Source organism: Bradyrhizobium erythrophlei (assembly GCF_900142985.1).
GTDB lineage: Bacteria > Pseudomonadota > Alphaproteobacteria > Rhizobiales > Xanthobacteraceae > Bradyrhizobium > Bradyrhizobium erythrophlei_B.
The window spans coordinates 7,159,752-7,177,402 of record NZ_LT670849.1 but is presented as its reverse complement, the minus strand read 5'-3'; the positions used below and the strand labels follow the sequence as shown (position 1 = coordinate 7,177,402).

Here is a 17,651-nt window from a genome sequence, read left to right as displayed (position 1 = left end):
CTCTAAAAGTGACGGCCGTAAGGGGGCCGTCCGGGCCGCCTCTAAGCGCGCGAGGTACGGAAAACGATCAGCGCAAAGAGCGCCGTCGCAGTCAGCACGACCAAAGAGCCGATGATCGGCAGGACGATGAAGGCCTCGCCTTTGGCAATGACGACGGCCACGCCGACGGGAAACAGGATGGCGCCTGCGATGTGCAACCAGCCCTGCCACCTCGCCAGTGCGCTTTGACCGGCGGCCGGAACCAACCGATAGTAAAGCCCGAACGCGAACAAGAGAACGCCGCCGACCAGGTTGAGATGCGCATGCGCGGGAGCCAGCGAAAAGCTTTGCCGAATGCCCATTTCGATTCCCCAGATCATGCCGACCACCAGAAGCACGGTCGCGGTGCGAATCATCAACGAGCCAATCATGTGCTGCGTCCTCATATTAACTTTTTTGGTAATCGGGAATCGGCGGAAGTGCCGTGCCCTGCGCAGCCATTGTGACTTGATGTTCCCGATTGAGCCAGCTTAAACAGATCGATTGCCGGGAAAGGCCTTTTGGGATGGAAGAATATACCCGCGCGCTGGCTGATTTCGTGCGCGATCATCAGGCGTGGGCCGCACCGATCGTCTTGCTGCTGGCATTCGGCGAATCGCTTGCGTTCATTTCACTGCTCATCCCGGCTTGGGGAGCACTGGTGGCCATTGGCGCCCTGATAGGTGTCAGCGGCATCAGTTTCTGGCCGCTCTGCGTTGCCGGCGGAATTGGCGCTGCACTCGGCGACTGGGTCTCCTACTGGTTCGGCTACAAGTACAAAGAACAGGTCGCGCAGATGTGGCCGCTGTCGCGCTATCCCGAAATATTGCCGCGCGGCGAGGCCTTCGTGAAATCCTGGGGCGTGCCGAGCATTTTCATCGGGCGGTTTTTCGGACCCCTTCGTGCCTCGGTGCCGCTCGCGGCCGGGATTTTCGAAATGCCATACTGGCAATTCCAGATCGCCAATTTCGTGTCGGCGTTTGTCTGGTCCGGGGCGCTGCTCGTGTTCGGCGACGTAATTGCCGTGATCGCCGAATGGCTGTGGCGGGTGGTTTGAGCAGGATTTGCGTTCAAAACCTTGACGGCGGGCGGCGCCGGCCTTATAGCGGCGCACCATGATCAACGCCGTGACCCATTTTGTCGCCCGTCGCCGCCGCCGCATTTCAGCGGTTAGGGCGGTTGTTCGCGTTTAGATCATCGCCTTTGCCGCCGGATCCGATCCGCGGCATTCTCTCCTGTCAGCGCATCTGATCCCGGCGGCCTCACTCAAGGGTTCAGCCACGCAGGAGTTTGAGATGTATACGCCCCCGATGTTCAAGCAGGATCGCGCCGCAAGCCTCGCGTTTGCGCAAGAGCGCGGATTCGGCACCATCTGCGCCTGGAATGGCGCGCGGCCGGTTGCCTCGCTCTTGCCGTTCTATTTGAACCATGCCGGGGACGGTACGCCTCAGGCCCTGTTTCACGTCGCTCGCCACAATCCGCTGCTGAAGTTCGCGGACGGCGCGACCCCCTGGCTACTCGCGGTCAACGGTCCAGATGCCTATGTATCGGCCGACTGGTACGTCTCGCCGGACCAGGTGCCGACCTGGCTCTATCAGTCGGTCCATCTGACCGGGACGGTACGGGTCCTGTCGGACGACGAGCTCGCGGTTCAAATCGACACGCTTAGTGCGAAGTTCGAGAACTGGCTGTTGCCGAAAAAGCCGTGGACGTCGGCGAAGATGACGCCGGCGCGGCTGGAGGTGATGAAGAAGGCGATTGTCGGACTGGTCATGACGGTGGAAGAAGTGGAAGGCAGCTTCAAGCTCAACCAGCACAAGTCCGAAGCCGATTACGCGGCCGTGGCGGGTGCGCTGGAACAGCGCCCCGACACAGGTTCGCAACAGATTGCTGATTTGATGCGCAAAGCAAGACCAGAGGCCTTCGCCGGCGAAACAGACGAGCTCGAAAGGAACGTGCCATGAGCGTTTCCGACACCAAAGAAAGCCAGACCGCCGGTGCGGCCACGAAGTCGGCCGTGTTCGTTGATGGCGCATCGGGAACGACCGGCCTTGGCATCAACGAGCGGCTGCGGTTGCAGAACGACGTCGTGGTGAAGGCAATCGCGGAAGACAAGCGCAAGGACGCCTCCGCCAAGCGCGCGCTGATGGAAGAGGTCGACCTCGTGATTCTCTGCCTGCCGGATGCGGCAGCGAAAGAGACCGTGGCGCTGATCGACGGCATGGGCGCGGCTGCGCCGAAGATTCTCGATGCGTCGACCGCTTTTCGCGTCGCGCCGGACTGGGCTTACGGCTTTCCTGAACTCGCTGCCGACCAGGCCGACAAGATTCGAAACGTCAAGAAAGTTGCCAATCCCGGCTGCTACCCGACCGGCGGCATCGCGCTGTTGCGGCCGCTCGTCGATGCCGGACTGATGCCTCCGGACTATCCTGTCACCGTGAACGCGGTGAGCGGCTATTCCGGTGGCGGCAAATCGATGATCGCTAGCTTTGAGGATGGCAGCGCGCCGTCCTTCGAGCTCTACGGGCTCGGCTTCGAGCACAAGCATTTGCCGGAGATGCAGCTTTATTCGAAGCTCACGCATCGGCCGATCTTTGTGCCGTCGGTCGGCAATTTCCGGCAGGGCATGCTGGTCTCGGTGCCGCTGCAGCTCGATGCACTGCCGGGAAAAGTCGGCGGCGCAGAGCTGCACGCAGCGTTGAGCCAGCGTTATGCCGGCAGCCGCTACGTTTCGGTGCTTCCGCTCGACAACGAAGCCGCCAGGAGCGGCAAGTTGGAGCCCGAAGCCCTTAACGATACCAATAAGCTCGAGCTCTACGTCTTTGCCAGCGACAAGCATCGCCAGGCCGTCCTGGTTGCGCGCCTCGACAATCTCGGCAAGGGTGCCTCGGGAGCCGCCGTCCAGAACATGCGGCTGATGCTGGGCCTTTCCGATAGCTGAGGCGGCAGGCGCCGCAAGCCCAACCGGCATAATCCGAAATCCACCGAACGGTGGGCGCACACGCGCTCGCTGCTCGGCACGACGCTGCCTCCCGGCGGGCGGCAGGCATTCGTGAACGCAAATCAAGACCAAAGGGAACGAGCCGTGAGTATCAAGAGGAAGGTCGCAGTCCTGGGCGCGTCCGGCTACACCGGCTCGGACGCCATACGGTTGCTTGCGCGGCATCCGAATGTCGAAATATCCGCGGTCACCGCCAATAGTCACGCTGGCAAGCCGATGAACGAGGTGTTTCCGCATTTCTTCGTGCTCGACCTGCCGACACTGGTGGAATGGGAGAAGGTCGACTGGACCAGGCTCGATGCGGTCGTCTGCGGCCTGCCGCACGGCACGACGCAGGACGTCATCGCCGCGGTGCTGAAAGCCAATCCCGGCATCAAGATCCTCGACATGTCGGCGGATTTTCGCCTCCGCGACAACGCGGCCTATGCGCAATGGTACGGCCACGAGCATCGCGCACCGCATCTGCAGCAAGAGGCCGTCTACGGGCTGACCGAATTCTATCGTGAGACAATCGCCGCAGCGCGCCTCGTGGCCTGTCCGGGCTGCTATCCGACCGCGGCCTTGCTCGCGCTGATGCCGCTGGTCAAGGCTCGACTGATCGACGCAGGCGATATCGTCATCGATGCCAAGTCGGGCATGACGGGAGCGGGGCGCGGGTTGAAGCAGAACACGCTGTTCAGCGAGTCGGGCGAGGGCTTGTCGCCTTACGCCGTCGGCACGCACCGGCATGCAGCGGAGATCGAGCAGGAGCTTGGTGTCGCCGCGGGCGCCCCCATCACGGTGAACTTCACGCCGCATCTGATTCCGATGGCGCGGGGCGAGCTCTGCACCTGCTACGTCAGGCTCAGCGGGGCCACGGTGGACGATCTGCGCGCAACGTTGGAGCGGGCCTATCGGGATGAGATATTCGTGCATATCGCGAAAGAGGGCGTGATACCGCAGACCCTGAATGTGCGTGGCTCGAACTATGTTCAGATCGGCGTGTTTCCTGATCGCATCAACGGCCGCGCCATTGTCATTGCAACGCTCGACAATCTGGTGAAAGGTTCGGCGGGGCAAGCGATCCAGAACATGAACCTGATGTTCGGTTGGCCCGAGGCGACAGGGCTTGAGCAGATCGCGCTGTTTCCATAATGAGGCCGACCGTGGACGATGAGACGTTGCAATTCTACCGAAGCAACGCCAGAGCCTATGCCGATTGGGCGAAAGCGCCGTCGACGCGGCTAATCGGCTTTCTCGGATTGTTACCTGCGGGTGCTTCCATTCTCGAACTTGGTTGCGGCGCCGGCAGTCATGCCGCCGAAATGCTGGCACGCGGCTTTGCCCTGCGCGCCACCGACGGCTCGCCCGAAATGGCCGAGATCGCCTCGCGACGGCTCCATCATCCCGTCGCGACCATGCGCTTCGACGAATTGGAAGAAAGTGAAGTGTTCGATGGCGTCTGGGCCAGCGCCTGTCTGTTGCATGTGCCGAAAGAAGAGCTCGCCGGAATTCTCGCGCGCATTCACCGCGCGCTGAAAGCCGGCGGCGTGTTCTATGCGAGCTACAAGGCGGGCGAGGGCGACGGGCGGGATTCGCTCGGCCGATATTACAACTATGTCTCAGCGGACTGGCTTCTCGCGACCTACGCCGCGGCCGGGCCCTGGCAAACGATCAGCTTCGATACAAGCGAGATCAAGAGTTTTGACGGGACGCCAGACACTCTGTTGCATCTCGTCATGCGCAAAGATTGAAGTCAGGCGAGCGCGTTGGCGGCGCCGCGGCCTCGCGCATTTAGACGATCTTGAAGATCGCGAGCGCCAACACAACCTGCGCAAAGAAGCCGATGGTGAACGCCAGCGTACGGAACACCGGCAGGCCGAGCGTATAGACGATGAGATGCGCGACGCGCGCCCAGAAGTAGACCGCAGCGGCATAGACCGTCCATTTGGTCGAATAGTCGAGTTCGCTGAGGATCAGAATCAGCGGCGCAAAAACGATGAGGTTTTCGACCGCGTTGTCATGCGCGAACATCAGCCGCGTCGCCCATTCCGCATGCGGCTTGTCGTTGCGCGACGGATTGGCCATCGAGCCGACCAGGCCCCGAACCATGATGCGATTGAGGGTGTAGGGGACCCACAAAAATCCGGTCAGAATGACCGTCAAGGTCAGCCAGAACAGTTCAGCCGTCATCAGTCCAGGCGTCATGGTTTCCCCCTGCCAGATTTAAAACGTGAATTCCCTTCGGGATCGCAGTCTATACATCAGGCGATGACATTACGCCATGCGAGCGCGAGACGTTACGGCTTTATGCACGTACTCGCACGTAGCTGCCGGGTGCGTCCTCGATCGGTGGCAATGCGGCCGCGCCGGCTTCGCGGGCCGTAACCTGCTCGGGGTCGATCGTCTCCAGCCATTGCCGCCAGTCCGGCCACCAGGAGCCCTTGTGTTCCTGGGCGTTCTTGATCCAGTCGGCCAGCGTCACGTCCTTGATATTGTCGTTGGTCCAGTACTGGTATTTTCCGGAGCTGGGCGGATTGACCACGCCTGCGATGTGTCCCGAGCCGGACAGCACATATTTCACGGGGCCACCGAAGAATTGCGAGCCGTAAAGCACGGAATCGGCGGGCGCGATGTGGTCCTCGCGGGTGGCGAGGTTGTAGATGGGAACCTTGACCTTCGACAGATCGAGCAGGGTGTTGTCGAGCACCATGCTGCCCGACGAGAGCCGGTTTTCCAGGTAGCAATTGCGCAAATAATAGGAATGGTTTGCGGCCGGCATCCGCGTCGCGTCGGAATTCCAGTGCAACAGATCGAACGACGACGGCGCCTTTCCCTTCAGGTAATTGCTCACGACATAGGACCAGATCAGGTCGTTCGATCGCAGCATGTTGAACGCCATCGCCATCTTGGCGCCTTCGAGCACGCCTGAGGCCCTCATGTCGCGTTCGATGGCCGAGATCTGATCTTCGTCGACAAACACCAGGAGATCGCCGGCATGGGTGAAGTCGACCTGGGCCGCCAGGAACGTCGCCGACGTCACGCGGACGCGGCGTTTTTCCGCGAGCCAGGCCAGCGTCGTCGCGAGCAACGTGCCGCCGACGCAATAGCCCATGGTGTGGACTTTCATTTCGCCGGTGACGCGTTCGATCGCGTCCATCGCCGCCAGCGGACCTTCCTTCATGTAATCTTCCCAGGTCTTGGCTCCGAGACTCTTGTCCGGATTGACCCAGGAGATCACGAACACGGTGATGCCCTGATCGACGCACCACTTGACGAAGGATTTCTCCGGCTTGAGATCGAGAATGTAGAACTTGTTGATCCAGGGCGGCACGATCAGAAGCGGCGTCCGCAGCACGCTTTCGGTCGTCGGCGAATACTGGATCAGTTGCATCAAGTCGTTCTGATAGATCACCTTGCCCGGCGTGGTCGCCATGTTGACGCCGACTTGCAGGTTGGACGGGTCGGACTGGCGGATGCGAAGCGTGCCATGCCCGGCTTCGATGTCTTCCGCCAGCATTTTCATGCCGCGCACCAGATTGTCGCCATTCGAGGTCACCGTCTCGCGCAGCACCTCCGGGTTGGTCAAAACGAAATTGGTGGGAGCGATCGCGTTGGTGATCTGCTGGACGTAGAACGCGGCCTTCTTTCGGGTATGTGGATCCAGTCCTTCCGCATCGCGGACGAGGTCGTTGGCCCACTGCGTCGTCAGCAGATAGAGCTGAAGGACGAAATCGTAAAACTGGTTCGATTTCCACTCGGGATCGGCAAAGCGCTTGTCGCGCGGCGCGGGCGAAATCACGGAGGCGGTTTCTTGACCGGCGAGGCGCCGCACCGAGCTGCCCCAGAGGTCAAGATAGGCCTTGCCGATCTTGGTCTGAATGTCGTTGGCGCGATCGGGATCCGACAGCCAATACTCTGCGACGGAGCTCAAGGTCTTGACGAGTTCGGTAAGTTCGTTCGGCGGCTTGTCCTGTACCTCGCCATTGGCGGCCGGCTTGAGGTAGGCCGCAAGCGCCTGTCCACCGCTCTCCATCGCCTTGGCGATGTTCATCGCGAACGCTTCGGCGTTGAATTTCGGTGCGGTCGGGGCTTGTGTCGTCACATCAGTCATGGCGCAACACTACAGCTTCGTTTCAAATTCGTCATCGCGCAGATCGACGCTAGTTGAATGAACGATCCGCTCTCGAAAAGTTGCTGTTGCACTGCGATATTTTCGCCCGGCTCGGTCTTATTCAGGCCCCAGACGCCCGTTTTCTTGGTTGGCCTTTAAGGGTTTCGGGGCAACAATGGTTGATGGCCGGATACCCTTTGGTCGAAATTGTGTCAGTGTGTGTCATGGCCTGGGTGGGCGCGGGGACGATGATGCCGGAGAATCGGTCAGGCGGAGCATTGGCCGGGGCAGCGCTGCTGCTTGCGGCGCTGGCTCTGGGCGGCTGCTCCACGTCGATCTCGGAGATTCCGATCGGCAGCGCCGCGTCCGACACGCGGCCCAAAGATACCGGCACCTATCTGCCCGTTAACGATACGCCGCCCGCGCGCGACGAGGCCGCGATGGATCCGGCCGAGCGCGCCAAGGTCCAGAAGGAATTGATCGCGGCGCGGGAACGTCAGGCCTCGGCCGGTGCCGGCAAGGATCAGGCCCAGTCCAAGGACCAAAACCAGGTCCAGGCCGGGAAATAATCTCGCTGCTAATGGTCCACTAGCGGACTGCGCTTGGCGTGCTAGAATTATCCTGCTGAACCCCGCCGGTTTGTGCGAGCGCTAAATCATTTCAGCCTGAAATCTCACTAACTATCTGATTTTGTGATGATTATGGGCGAAAGCGAAAGTGCCTGCGGGGGTACGTCGGCGAATCTGTCCCTCAAAATCTGCGTTGATCGAGGGTTGCCGGAGCTGAAGGGTCCCATGGAAGAGTTTTACCGCATTCGCCGTCTGCCGCCTTACGTGTTCGAGCAGGTCAACCGGGCCAAGGCGGCCGCGCGCAATGCCGGTGCCGATATCATCGATCTCGGCATGGGAAATCCGGACCTGCCGACGCCTCAGCACGTCCTGGACAAGCTGAAGGAGACGCTGGGCAAGCCGCGCACCGATCGTTACTCGGCATCGCGCGGCATTCCCGGGCTTCGGCGCGCGCAGGCCGCCTATTACGATCGGCGTTTCGGCGTGAAGCTCAATCCGGAGACCCAGATCGTCGCCACGCTGGGCTCGAAGGAGGGCTTTGCCAACGTCGCCCAGGCGATCACCGCACCGGGCGATGTGGTGCTGTGTCCGAACCCGAGCTACCCGATCCATGCCTTCGGCTTCCTGATGGCGGGTGGCGTGATTCGGTCGGTCCCCTCGGAACCGACGCCGCAGTTTTTCGAAGCCTGCGAGCGGGCGATCACCCATTCAATCCCCAAGCCGCTCGCTTTGGTTGTCTGCTATCCCTCCAATCCGACCGCCTACGTCGCGAGCCTCGATTTCTACCGGGACCTCGTCGCCTTCGCCAAAAAGCACGACATCTTCGTTCTGTCCGACCTCGCTTACGCCGAGGTCTATTTCGACGACAAGAACCCGCCGCCGTCGGTGTTGCAGGTGCCGGGCGCGATCGATGTCACGGTCGAGTTCACCTCGATGTCGAAGACATTTTCGATGGCGGGCTGGCGCATGGGATTCGCGGTCGGCAACGAGCGCATCATCGCAGCGCTGGCGCGGGTCAAATCCTATCTCGACTACGGCGCCTTTACGCCGATCCAGGTGGCTGCCACTGCGGCCCTCAACGGCCCGGAGGATTGCATCCGCGAGATGCGCGACACCTATCGCAAGCGCCGGGATGCTCTGGTGGAGTCGTTTGGCCGGGCAGGCTGGGAGATTCCGCCGCCCGAGGCCTCGATGTTTGCCTGGGTGCCGTTGCCGGAAGCGTTCCGCAGCCTCGGCAGCATGCAGTTCGCGACGTTACTGGTCGAGAAATCAGGCGTGGTCGTCTCGCCGGGCGTCGGTTTCGGCGAGCACGGCGACGGCTACGTGCGCATCGCCATGGTGGAAAACGAGCAACGCATCCGGCAGGCCGCCCGCGGCGTGCGCCGCTTCCTTGAAAGCGGCATCGAAACGTTGCACAACGTGGTTCCTCTCGCCAACCGGCGCTAGGCATGATCCCGAAAAGTGGACTTCCGGTTTTCGGACCAGATCATGCCTAAGAAATTTCTCCTGTAGGTCTTTCGAAGTTATGGTCGCACCCCTGAAAGTGGGTATCGCGGGCCTCGGCACCGTCGGTGCCGAAGTGGTCCGCCTGATCGAGCAGCAGAGCCGGACGCTGTCGTCGCGCTGCGGCCGCCCGGTGCGCGTGGTCGCGGTGACCGCGCGTTCGAAAGCCAAGAAGCGCGGGCTCGACCTGCAAGGCATCGACTGGTCGAAGAACCCGCTTGAGCTTGCGAGCGATCCCAGGATCGATTGCTTCGTCGAGCTGATGGGCGGCGCGGGCGAGCCAGCGTTGTCCGCGATCGATACCGCGCTCAAGGCCGGCAAGTCCGTCGTGACCGCCAACAAGGCGCTGATCGCCAAACACGGCCTCAAGCTGGCGAAGGCCGCGGAACAATTCGGCGGCGCCCTGAATTTCGAGGCCGCGGTCGGTGCGGCAATCCCGATCGTCAAGACGCTGCGCGAGGGGCTCGCCGGAACCTCGGTCAATCGCGTCTATGGAATTCTCAACGGCACCTGCAATTACATCCTGACGCGGATGGAGCAGGAGGGACTGTCTTTCGCGGAATGTCTGAAGGATGCGCAGCGGCTCGGTTATGCCGAAGCCAATCCGTCGTTCGACGTCGACGGCCATGATACCGCGCAGAAGCTCGCCATTCTGGCGAGTCTGGCTTTCGGTACGAAGGTTTCGCAAAGCGCGGTCTATGTCGAAGGTATCTCGTCGATCGCACCGGAGGATTTGCGCGCCGCTGCCGACCTCGGCTTTCGCGTGAAGCTGCTCGGCGTTGCGGTGCGAACCGCCAAGGGCATCGAGCAGCGCGTGCATCCGACCATGGTTCCAAAAACGTCTTCGATCGCGCAGGTCATGGGTGTCACCAATGCCGTGACCATCGACGGGGAGGGCATTCCGCCGATCACGCTGGTTGGTCCAGGCGCGGGCGGCGCGGCAACGGCCTCCGCCGTCGTTGCCGATATCGCCGACGTCGCGCGCGGCATCCGCGCGCTGCCCTTTGGCCGTCCCGTGGAACGCTTGCGTGCGATTGCGAAGGCGCCGATGGAACGCCATGAGGGCGGCTATTACATCCGCCTGATGGCGCGGGATCTTGCTGGCACCGCCGCCACGATTGCCACGCGGCTGGCCGACCAGAAAATTTCCATCGAATCGATCGTCCAGCGTCATGCCAACGGCGTTGACGTCGTACAGACGGCGGGGAAAGCTGCGCCGGTGCCGGTGATCCTGATCACCTACGCCACCAGCGAGGACGCCGTCCACCGCGCGCTTGACGCCGTGCAGCGCGACAAGGTGATCAGCGGACGTCCGCAGGTGATCCGGATCGAAAAGAATTGAGATGCGGGAACCTGCGCCGCGAAAAAAGATGATAGGCGGGCCTCAAAGCCTGCGATTTAAGTCCTGAGAGGAGCTCGCCGATGTCGACCCATATTTCCGTTCCGCCCCAGCTGCTGCTCGAGCGCATCCTGACGCTCGAACTCGTGCGGGTAACGGAACGCGCGGCGGTTTCGGCGGCACGCCTGCGCGGCCACGGCAACGAGAAGGCGGCCGACCAGGCGGCGGTGGACGCCATGCGCCGCGAGCTCAACAAGCTGCCGATCGAAGGCACGGTCGTGATCGGCGAGGGCGAGCGCGATGAGGCGCCGATGCTGTTCATCGGCGAGTCGGTCGGGCTCAAGGCCGGACCGAAGGTCGATATCGCCGTCGACCCGCTTGAGGGCACCACGTTGTGCGCCAAGAACATGCCGGGCGCGATCGCGACCATGGCGATGGCGGACGGCGGTACGTTGCTTCACGCACCCGACGTCTACATGCAGAAGCTCGCGATCGGACCCGGTTATGCCAAAGGCGTCGTCGAGCTCGATGCGCCGCCGGCCGACAACGTCTGCCGGCTCGCCAAGGCCAAGGGCGTCGACCCTTCCGCCATTACGGTTCTGGTGCTGGATCGACCGCGTCATGCCGACATCATCAACAGCGTCCGCTCCACCGGGGCTGCGGTGCGTCTGATCACCGACGGTGACGTGGCGGGCGTCATTCACTGCGCCGATCCGGAAGATACCGGCGTCGACATGTATATGGGCACCGGCGGTGCGCCCGAGGGCGTGCTGGCGGCCGTGGCGTTGCGTTGTATCGGCGGCCAGATGCAATGCCGGCTCATCCTCGACAGCGAAGAGAAGCGCGAGCGCGCGCGCAAGATGGGCGTGACCGATCCGAAGATGATCTACGGCATCGAGGACATGGCCAAGGGCGACTGCCTGTTTGCGGCAACCGGCGTCACCGACGGCTCGCTGCTGTCAGGCGTCAAATTCCGCGGCGATGTGATCCAGACCGAAACGGTGGTCATGCGTTCGGTGACCGGTACCGTGCGCTACATCAAGGCCGAGCACCGCCAGCTCGACAAATTTCATCTCGACTAGCGCTCCGTCATTCCGGAAGCCGCGCCAGCGGCTGTCCGGAATCCATGGTGCGACATGAATACTCGGAGAAATGGATTCCGGTTTCGCCCTGCGGGCGCCCCGGAATGACAGAGTGAGGCGACCATGTCCGATCTTTCGCAAGTCAAAGCGCTGATATTCGACGTCTTCGGCACGGTGGTGGATTGGCGTACCAGCCTGATCAACGACTTCACCGCCTGGGGCAAGAAGCGAGGCATCGACGGGGACTGGACCGCACTGGTCGACGGCTGGCGCGCGGTCTATGCGGCCTCGATGGATGACGTGCGAAAGCACCCGGAGCGGGGCTACGTCATTCTCGACGTGCTGCACCGACGCTCGCTGGAGAAACTGGTCGAGCAGCTCGGGATCACCGGACTTGATGACGCCGACCTGCACCACCTCACGATGGGCTGGCACCGGCTCTATCCATGGCCCGACAGCGTTGGCGGGCTGACGCGGCTGAAAACCAGATACATCCTCAGCCCGTTGTCGAACGGCAATGTCGCGCTGTTGACGGAGATGGCGAAGTTCGCGGGCCTGCCGTGGGACCTGATCATGTCGGCCGAACTGTTCGAGCACTACAAGCCCGATCCCGAGACCTATCTCGGCGCCGCGCGCCTTTTGTGCCTGCCGCCCGAGCAGGTGATGATGGTGGCGGCGCACAATCACGACCTCAAGGCCGCCCAAAATCTGGGCCTGAAAACCGCCTTCGTTGCCCGCCCGACCGAATACGGGCCGTTGCAGAAATACGATCTCGAGGCCAAAGGCGACTGGGACATCGTCGCCAAGGATTTCGGCGAACTGGCCGGCCGGATGGGATGCTGATTTTGTTTGGGTAACCTGTGCCGTGCAACCCCGATCAGGAAGCACGGACCTCCGCGGGATCGCGGCTATATTTCAATTCGCCGCCAATGTAGGTCGCCTGCACGGCCCGGTCGTCGCCAAGCGTCATCTGGACGAACAGGGCCTCTTCGAAATCCTCGACGAACTGCATCCGGTACTTGATGAGCGGCGTCGATTTCATGTCGAGCACGACAATGTCGCCTTCCATGCCCGGTGCAATACTGCCGATCTTGTCTTCGAGGTACATGGCATGCGCTGTCCCGCGCGTGGCCAGATAATACGCATGACGGGCGGAAAGCGAATAGCCGTTGAGCTGGGCCGCCTTGTAGGCTGAATTGAGGGTGGTCAGCATCGAAAATGAGGTGCCCGCGCCGAGATCGGTGCCTATACCGGTGCGCACTAGTCGATCCTCGCGCAGGGTGCGGGCGATATTGAACGCACCACTGCCGAGAAAGAAATTGGACGTCGGACAGTGGGCGATCGCCGAACCGGTCCGGTGCATCACCTGCAACTCGTCGTCCGTGAGGTGAATGCCGTGGCCGAAAATCGCACGCGGCCGGCATAACGCGTAGTGATCGTAGACGTCGAGATAGCCGTCACGTTCGGGAAACAGCTCTTTAACCCAAGCGATCTCGCTTTTGTTCTCTGAAACATGGGTCTGCAAATAGCAGTCGGGATGTTCCCGGCAGAGGGCTCCTGCGGCTTCCAGTTGTTCGTGCGAGCTGGTTGGCGCAAACCGCGGCGTGATGGCGTACGACAGCCGCCCGCGATTGTGCCACTTCGCGATCAGCGCTTTGGAGTGGTCGTAGCCGCTCTTCGGCGTATCGAGCAGCGCGGCCGGCGCGTTGCGATCCATCAGCACCTTGCCGGCGGCAATGCGCATGCCGAGCCTTTCAGCTTCCTCGAACAGCGCATCGACCGACTGCGGGTATACCGTGCAATAGACGCAGGCGCTGGTGATTCCGTTGCGCAGGTTTTCCCGCAGGAACACCTGCGCGACGGAGCGGGCGAAATCCTTGTCGGAATATTTCAATTCGGTCGGATAGGTATAGTTCGTCAGCCAATCCAGCAGTTGCTCGCCATGGGCAGCTATCATCGGCGTCTGCGGAAAATGCACGTGGCTATCGATGAAGCCGGCCGAGATCAGCGAATCCTTGCTGTAGTTTTTGATCTCGGCATTGGCCGGCAGTCGCGGCAGGACACGCTGGGCCGGACCGAAGTCGGTAATCAGGCCGTTCGCCATCGTAACGATGGCGTCCGGTTCATAGACCGCGGTGCGTTCGAGCCCATGTGTGAAGGGGTTACCCGTGAAGGTCAGGACGGGACCGCGGATGACGGTCGGACGCTGGTGTGTCTCGCGGTTTCTCAATTCGGAAAATCCACTCCGCTAGTGGGCGGCCCGCGAGAGGATATCGTCGATAGCCGAAAGAATCCGCTCCGGAGTTGTCGGCGCATCGAGAACGGGGGAGAGCTTGTAGTCGGCAAGACTGGCGATCGCGTCACGGACCGCAAGCCATACAGAAATCGCCAGCATCAGCGGCGGCTCGCCCACCGCCTTGGAACGGAAGACCGTCGCTTCCTTGTTCGGCGCATCGCTCAACAAGCGGACGTTGAAGCGGGGCGGCACGTCCCTGCTGCCGGGAATCTTGTAGGTGGAGGGACCGTGCGTCTTGAGCCGTCCGCTCTCGTCCCACCACAACTCCTCGGTGGTGAGCCAGCCCATGCCCTGCACAAAGGCGCCCTCGATCTGGCCGAGATCGAGCGCCGGATTGAGCGACTTGCCGCAATCCTGCAACAGCTCGGCGCGCAACACCCGCATCTCGCCGGTCAGCGTGTCGATCGCCACTTCCGAAGCCGCGGCGCCATAGACGAAGTAATAGAAGGGACGTCCGGTGTTGGTCTTGGGGTCCCAGTTGATCTTCGGCGTCCGGTAGTAGCCCGTCGCCGACAACGACACGCGCTGATCCCAGCACAGAAGTGCGAGTTCACTGAACGAGACGCTGCGGTTGCCAGCATAGATCCGGTTCGCCGCAAACAGGATATCGTTGGGCGGCACGTCGAAATGCTTCGCCGCGATATCGGTCATCCGTCCCTTGATTTCCTGGGCCGCATTGAGGGCCGCCATGCCGTTGAGATCGGACCCGCATGAGGCGGCGGTCGGCGACGTATTCGGGACCTTGCCGGTCGTGGTGGCCGAAACACGAATATTTTCGAGATCGACCTGAAAGGCTTCCGCGACGACCTGCGCCACCTTGATGAACAGGCCTTGTCCCATCTCGGTGCCACCGTGGTTCAGCGTCACGCTGCCGTCGGTATAGACGCTGACCAGCGCACCAGCCTGGTTGAGTGCCGGACGGTTGAAGGAGATGCCGAACTTGATCGGCAGGGTCGCGAGCCCCTTCTTGATCACCGGGCTCGTACGGTTGAAGGCCGAGATTTCTTCGCGCCAGCCTGCAAGATCGACGCTTTGCTCGAGTTCGTCCGTAACGTGCGTGAGGATGTTGTCCTCGACCTTCATGCTGTAAGGCGTCACGTCGTTGCGGCCGATGCCGTAGAAATTCCGCCGCCGCAGCTCTTCCAGCGGCAATCCGAGATGGCGGGCCACGATATCGAGGATGGTCTCGATCGCGAACATGCCCTGCGGTCCGCCATAGCCGCGAAACGCCGTATTCGAGACGGTGTTGGTCTTGCACGGCAGGCCTGTGAACCGCAGGCTCGGCAGCCAGTAACAATTGTCGGCGTGGCAAAGCGCGCGGGTGACCACCGCTGGCGTGTGATCGGCGACATTGCCGCCATTGGCGGCGAGCATCAAGTCTAGCCCCAGGATACGCCCGTCGCCGTCGAAGCCGATGTCATAGCGGAACAGGAACGGATGGCGCTTGCCGGTGGCGCGCATGTCGTCGTCGCGCGGAAGCCGGAGCTTGACCGGCCGGCCGGCTTTGCGGGCGAGTACGGCTGCGATGCCGGCGATCAGCGTCGCCTGGCTCTCCTTGCCGCCGAAGCCGCCGCCCATGCGCCTGACTTCCACCGTGACCATGTTGAAGGGCAGGCCGAGCAGGTGGGCCACGCCATGCTGCACCTCGGTCGGGTGCTGGGTCGACGAATAGACCGCCATATCGGTCCCCTCACCGGGCACCGCCAAGGCAACCTGTCCCTCGAGGTAGAAGTGGTCCTGGCCGCCGCATGCGAATTCGCCGGACAGCCGGTGCGGGGCACGGGCGAGTTCCGCATCGACGTCGCCGCGTTTCATGGTCTGTACAGGCGAAACATAGAGTTCGCGCGCGACCGCTTCGCTCAGCGATAGAACGGCCGGGAGGATTTCGTAGTCGATCGCAACGAGCTTCGCCGCCTCGCGCGCATTGTCCAGGGTGTCGGCCGCGACAGCCACAACGGGCTGGCCCTCGTATTCGACGACTTCTCTCGGCAGCAGGGGTTCGTCGGGTCGGATCGGGCCGATATCGTTCTTGCCGGGAATGTCGTTAGCTACGATCGCGGCCACGACGCCGGGCGAGGCGAGGGCGCGCGCCAGGTCGATCCGGCTGATGCGCGCATGGGGGTGCGGACTGAGCACCAGCGCAGCGTGCAGCGTGCCCGGCACGACCGGCAGGTCGTCGATGTAAAGCGCCCGGCCGGTCAAATGGCCGACGGCGCTATCGTGGCGAACCGGCGCATGGGCGCCGCCCCGGATGGATCGCAGGATCGGCTCGTTCATAGCAACTCCAGGCGGACTGGGTTTGCGGTCGTGGTTTCCAGCTGAAGCCGGCGGAACAGATTTGCCGCGGCTCGCAGCCGATAGGCCGCGGTGCCGCGATGATCGTCAATGGGCGAGAAGTCGCGCGCGACCTCCGTATCGATGCCGGCAAGCGTCTCAGCCGTCCACGGACGTCCGCTTAACGCCTTCTCGACGCAGGCCGCGCGGGCCGGCTGCGCGGCCATCCCTCCGAACACGGCCCGCAAATCGCGAACGACGGAGTTCTGCACCTCGATGCGGAACGCGCCGATCGTCGTCGAGATGTCCTGGTCGAAGCGCTTCGAGATCTTGTAGGCGAAGAACTGCTGGTTGGGCAGCAGGCGCGGCACGCGGACGGCTTCGATGAATTCACCCGGCTGCAAGACGGTCTTGCGATAACCCGTGATGAAGCTTTCGGCCGGGACAGTGCGCGTGCCGGCCGCCGACCGCAATGTCACAACCGCCTCCAGCGCGATCAAGCAGGGTGGGGTATCGCCGATCGGCGAGGCGTTCGCCAGATTGCCGGCGATGGTGCCGAGGTTGCGGATCTGCCGTGACCCGATGCGCCGTACCAGGTCTGCGAACTGCGGCAGATGCTCGTCGAGATGGGGCAGCGCCTCCGTATAGGTCACCGCGCCGCCGAACTCGATCGCGTCCGCCTCAACGGTAATCCGCTTCAGTTCGGTCACGCGCGCGGTAGAAATCAGCGCCGTCGGCTGCTTCTTATACTTGCTGAAGAGCAGCCCGAGATCGGTGCCGCCGGCGAGGAACTGGGCCTGCGGATACTGCGCTGCGACCTCGGCGAGTTCCGCGAGCGAGCGCGGGGTGAGGAAAATCAGGCTGTCGTCCCTGTAATCCGCACAGGACGGCAGCGTCTCGAGCACGGAGGGTGATTTCAGCAACGGCGCGCGAGCGGCATCGGTGGTGTCGGCGGCGAGACGATGGCAGGCGGCGACGATCGATCGGTAGCCCGTGCAGCGACAAAGATTGCCCGACAGCATCTCGTGGATATGATCATCGGTCGCAGGCTCGCCGCTTTGCTGGAACGCAGCCATCGACATCACGATTCCCGGCGTGCAGAATCCGCACTGGGTGCCGTCGTTTTCCAGAAGCGCCTGCTGCACCGGATGCAGTTCGCCACGCTGATCGGCCAGTCCTTCGACCGTGAACACGGCGGCGCCGTCAAGTTGAGGCAGCAGCACCAGGCAGGAGTTGACCGCATTATAAACGGGCCGCCCGTCTTCCAGCCGGCAAACAACGACCGTGCAGGCGCCGCAGTCGCCCTCCGCGCACCCTTCCTTGGTGCCGATCATGCTTTCGCGTTCGCGAAGATATTGCAGGACGGTCATGGCGGGCGTTACCTCGGTAACGCGACGCATGGCGCCGTTGAGGAGGAACTGAATAACGCCGGTCATGCTGAAATCATGGCACAATGGGCGGCTACAGGACAGCAAT

The 17,651-nt window shown here is 62.4% G+C and carries 16 protein-coding genes; 10 read left to right on the top strand and 6 right to left on the bottom strand.

The features are described from left to right. Positions 1-41 precede the first annotated feature (41 nt). Positions 42-410 carry a hypothetical protein gene (locus BUA38_RS34540; protein WP_072825195.1) on the bottom strand — a complete coding sequence of 123 codons (369 nt, stop codon included), beginning with the start codon at positions 408-410 and terminating at the stop codon, positions 42-44. Positions 411-544: 134 nt separating this feature from the next. Between BUA38_RS34540 and BUA38_RS34535 the strand changes: the two genes are divergently transcribed. The 5 genes from BUA38_RS34535 to BUA38_RS34515 all read left to right on the top strand — a co-directional run bounded on the left by BUA38_RS34535 (position 545) and on the right by BUA38_RS34515 (position 4,752). Continuing rightward, entirely contained in the window at positions 545-1,075 is a 531-nt protein-coding gene (locus tag BUA38_RS34535; protein ID WP_072825193.1) for a DedA family protein, read from the top strand. 238 nt (positions 1,076-1,313) lie between these two features. Continuing rightward, complete coding sequence (locus BUA38_RS34530; RefSeq protein WP_072825191.1) at positions 1,314-1,982, top strand: FMN-binding negative transcriptional regulator; 669 nt, start codon at positions 1,314-1,316, stop codon at positions 1,980-1,982. After that, positions 1,979-2,959, top strand: coding sequence for an N-acetyl-gamma-glutamyl-phosphate reductase (gene argC / locus BUA38_RS34525; RefSeq protein ID WP_072825189.1), 981 nt, complete (start codon positions 1,979-1,981; stop codon positions 2,957-2,959). The genes BUA38_RS34530 and argC (BUA38_RS34525) overlap by 4 nt, the downstream gene beginning before the upstream one ends. Positions 2,960-3,103: 144 nt before the next feature. Further along, positions 3,104-4,153 (top strand): N-acetyl-gamma-glutamyl-phosphate reductase, encoded by a 1,050-nt coding sequence (gene argC, locus BUA38_RS34520; RefSeq protein ID WP_172806136.1) that lies wholly within the window; start codon positions 3,104-3,106, stop codon positions 4,151-4,153. 11 nt (positions 4,154-4,164) lie between these two features. Beyond that, positions 4,165-4,752 (top strand): class I SAM-dependent methyltransferase, encoded by a 588-nt coding sequence (locus tag BUA38_RS34515; protein ID WP_083588147.1) that lies wholly within the window; start codon positions 4,165-4,167, stop codon positions 4,750-4,752. A 40-nt stretch (positions 4,753-4,792) separates the two neighbouring features. On the opposite strand, the gene BUA38_RS34510 is transcribed toward BUA38_RS34515, so the two are convergent. Beyond that, complete coding sequence (locus BUA38_RS34510; RefSeq protein ID WP_072826664.1) at positions 4,793-5,191, bottom strand: MAPEG family protein; 399 nt, start codon at positions 5,189-5,191, stop codon at positions 4,793-4,795. A gap of 115 nt (positions 5,192-5,306) precedes the next feature. Continuing rightward, the gene (locus tag BUA38_RS34505) at positions 5,307-7,112 is read right to left on the bottom strand and encodes a PHA/PHB synthase family protein (RefSeq protein WP_072825185.1); all 1,806 of its coding nucleotides are present in this window, start codon (positions 7,110-7,112) and stop codon (positions 5,307-5,309) included. Positions 7,113-7,165: 53 nt separating this feature from the next. Between BUA38_RS34505 and BUA38_RS38395 the strand changes: the two genes are divergently transcribed. From BUA38_RS38395 to BUA38_RS34480, 5 genes are all read left to right on the top strand, one after another. After that, positions 7,166-7,681, top strand: coding sequence for a hypothetical protein (locus tag BUA38_RS38395; protein WP_244553138.1), 516 nt, complete (start codon positions 7,166-7,168; stop codon positions 7,679-7,681). Positions 7,682-7,906: 225 nt separating this feature from the next. Next, a complete protein-coding gene (locus BUA38_RS34495; protein ID WP_072826662.1) occupies positions 7,907-9,127 on the top strand; it encodes an LL-diaminopimelate aminotransferase in 1,221 nt (406 codons plus the stop codon). A gap of 79 nt (positions 9,128-9,206) precedes the next feature. Next, positions 9,207-10,526, top strand: a complete 1,320-nt coding sequence (locus BUA38_RS34490; protein WP_072825183.1) for a homoserine dehydrogenase — start codon at positions 9,207-9,209, stop codon at positions 10,524-10,526. A gap of 80 nt (positions 10,527-10,606) precedes the next feature. After that, a complete protein-coding gene (glpX, locus tag BUA38_RS34485) occupies positions 10,607-11,605 on the top strand; it encodes a class II fructose-bisphosphatase (protein ID WP_072825181.1) in 999 nt (332 codons plus the stop codon). Between the two features lie 123 nt (positions 11,606-11,728). Then, a complete protein-coding gene (locus BUA38_RS34480; protein ID WP_072825179.1) occupies positions 11,729-12,448 on the top strand; it encodes a haloacid dehalogenase type II in 720 nt (239 codons plus the stop codon). A gap of 34 nt (positions 12,449-12,482) precedes the next feature. Here the strand turns inward: BUA38_RS34480 and guaD are convergent, their stop codons facing one another. Genes guaD through xdhA form a run of 3 tightly spaced genes read right to left on the bottom strand, consistent with a single transcriptional unit; the run spans position 12,483 to position 17,611 of the window. Beyond that, positions 12,483-13,835, bottom strand: coding sequence for a guanine deaminase (gene guaD, locus BUA38_RS34475; RefSeq protein ID WP_072825177.1), 1,353 nt, complete (start codon positions 13,833-13,835; stop codon positions 12,483-12,485). Between the two features lie 18 nt (positions 13,836-13,853). Continuing rightward, complete coding sequence (gene xdhB / locus BUA38_RS34470; protein ID WP_072825175.1) at positions 13,854-16,178, bottom strand: xanthine dehydrogenase molybdopterin binding subunit; 2,325 nt, start codon at positions 16,176-16,178, stop codon at positions 13,854-13,856. Next, the gene (xdhA, locus tag BUA38_RS34465; RefSeq protein WP_072826661.1) at positions 16,175-17,611 is read right to left on the bottom strand and encodes a xanthine dehydrogenase small subunit; all 1,437 of its coding nucleotides are present in this window, start codon (positions 17,609-17,611) and stop codon (positions 16,175-16,177) included. The genes xdhB and xdhA overlap by 4 nt, the downstream gene beginning before the upstream one ends. Positions 17,612-17,651: the final 40 nt, after the last annotated feature.

What these genes read in the sequence shown, in the direction of transcription:
- BUA38_RS34540 (WP_072825195.1), bottom strand. Translation starts at nt 410, where the DNA reads ATGATTGGCTCGTTGATGATTCGCACCGCGACCGTGCTTCTGGTGGTC.
- BUA38_RS34535 (WP_072825193.1), top strand. Translation starts at nt 545, where the DNA reads ATGGAAGAATATACCCGCGCGCTGGCTGATTTCGTGCGCGATCATCAG.
- BUA38_RS34530 (WP_072825191.1), top strand. Translation starts at nt 1,314, where the DNA reads ATGTATACGCCCCCGATGTTCAAGCAGGATCGCGCCGCAAGCCTCGCG.
- argC (WP_072825189.1), top strand. Translation starts at nt 1,979, where the DNA reads ATGAGCGTTTCCGACACCAAAGAAAGCCAGACCGCCGGTGCGGCCACG.
- BUA38_RS34510 (WP_072826664.1), bottom strand. Translation starts at nt 5,191, where the DNA reads ATGACGGCTGAACTGTTCTGGCTGACCTTGACGGTCATTCTGACCGGA.
- BUA38_RS34505 (WP_072825185.1), bottom strand. Translation starts at nt 7,112, where the DNA reads ATGACTGATGTGACGACACAAGCCCCGACCGCACCGAAATTCAACGCC.
- BUA38_RS34495 (WP_072826662.1), top strand. Translation starts at nt 7,907, where the DNA reads ATGGAAGAGTTTTACCGCATTCGCCGTCTGCCGCCTTACGTGTTCGAG.
- BUA38_RS34490 (WP_072825183.1), top strand. Translation starts at nt 9,207, where the DNA reads ATGGTCGCACCCCTGAAAGTGGGTATCGCGGGCCTCGGCACCGTCGGT.
- glpX (WP_072825181.1), top strand. Translation starts at nt 10,607, where the DNA reads ATGTCGACCCATATTTCCGTTCCGCCCCAGCTGCTGCTCGAGCGCATC.
- BUA38_RS34480 (WP_072825179.1), top strand. Translation starts at nt 11,729, where the DNA reads ATGTCCGATCTTTCGCAAGTCAAAGCGCTGATATTCGACGTCTTCGGC.
- xdhB (WP_072825175.1), bottom strand. Translation starts at nt 16,178, where the DNA reads ATGAACGAGCCGATCCTGCGATCCATCCGGGGCGGCGCCCATGCGCCG.
- xdhA (WP_072826661.1), bottom strand. Translation starts at nt 17,611, where the DNA reads ATGACCGGCGTTATTCAGTTCCTCCTCAACGGCGCCATGCGTCGCGTT.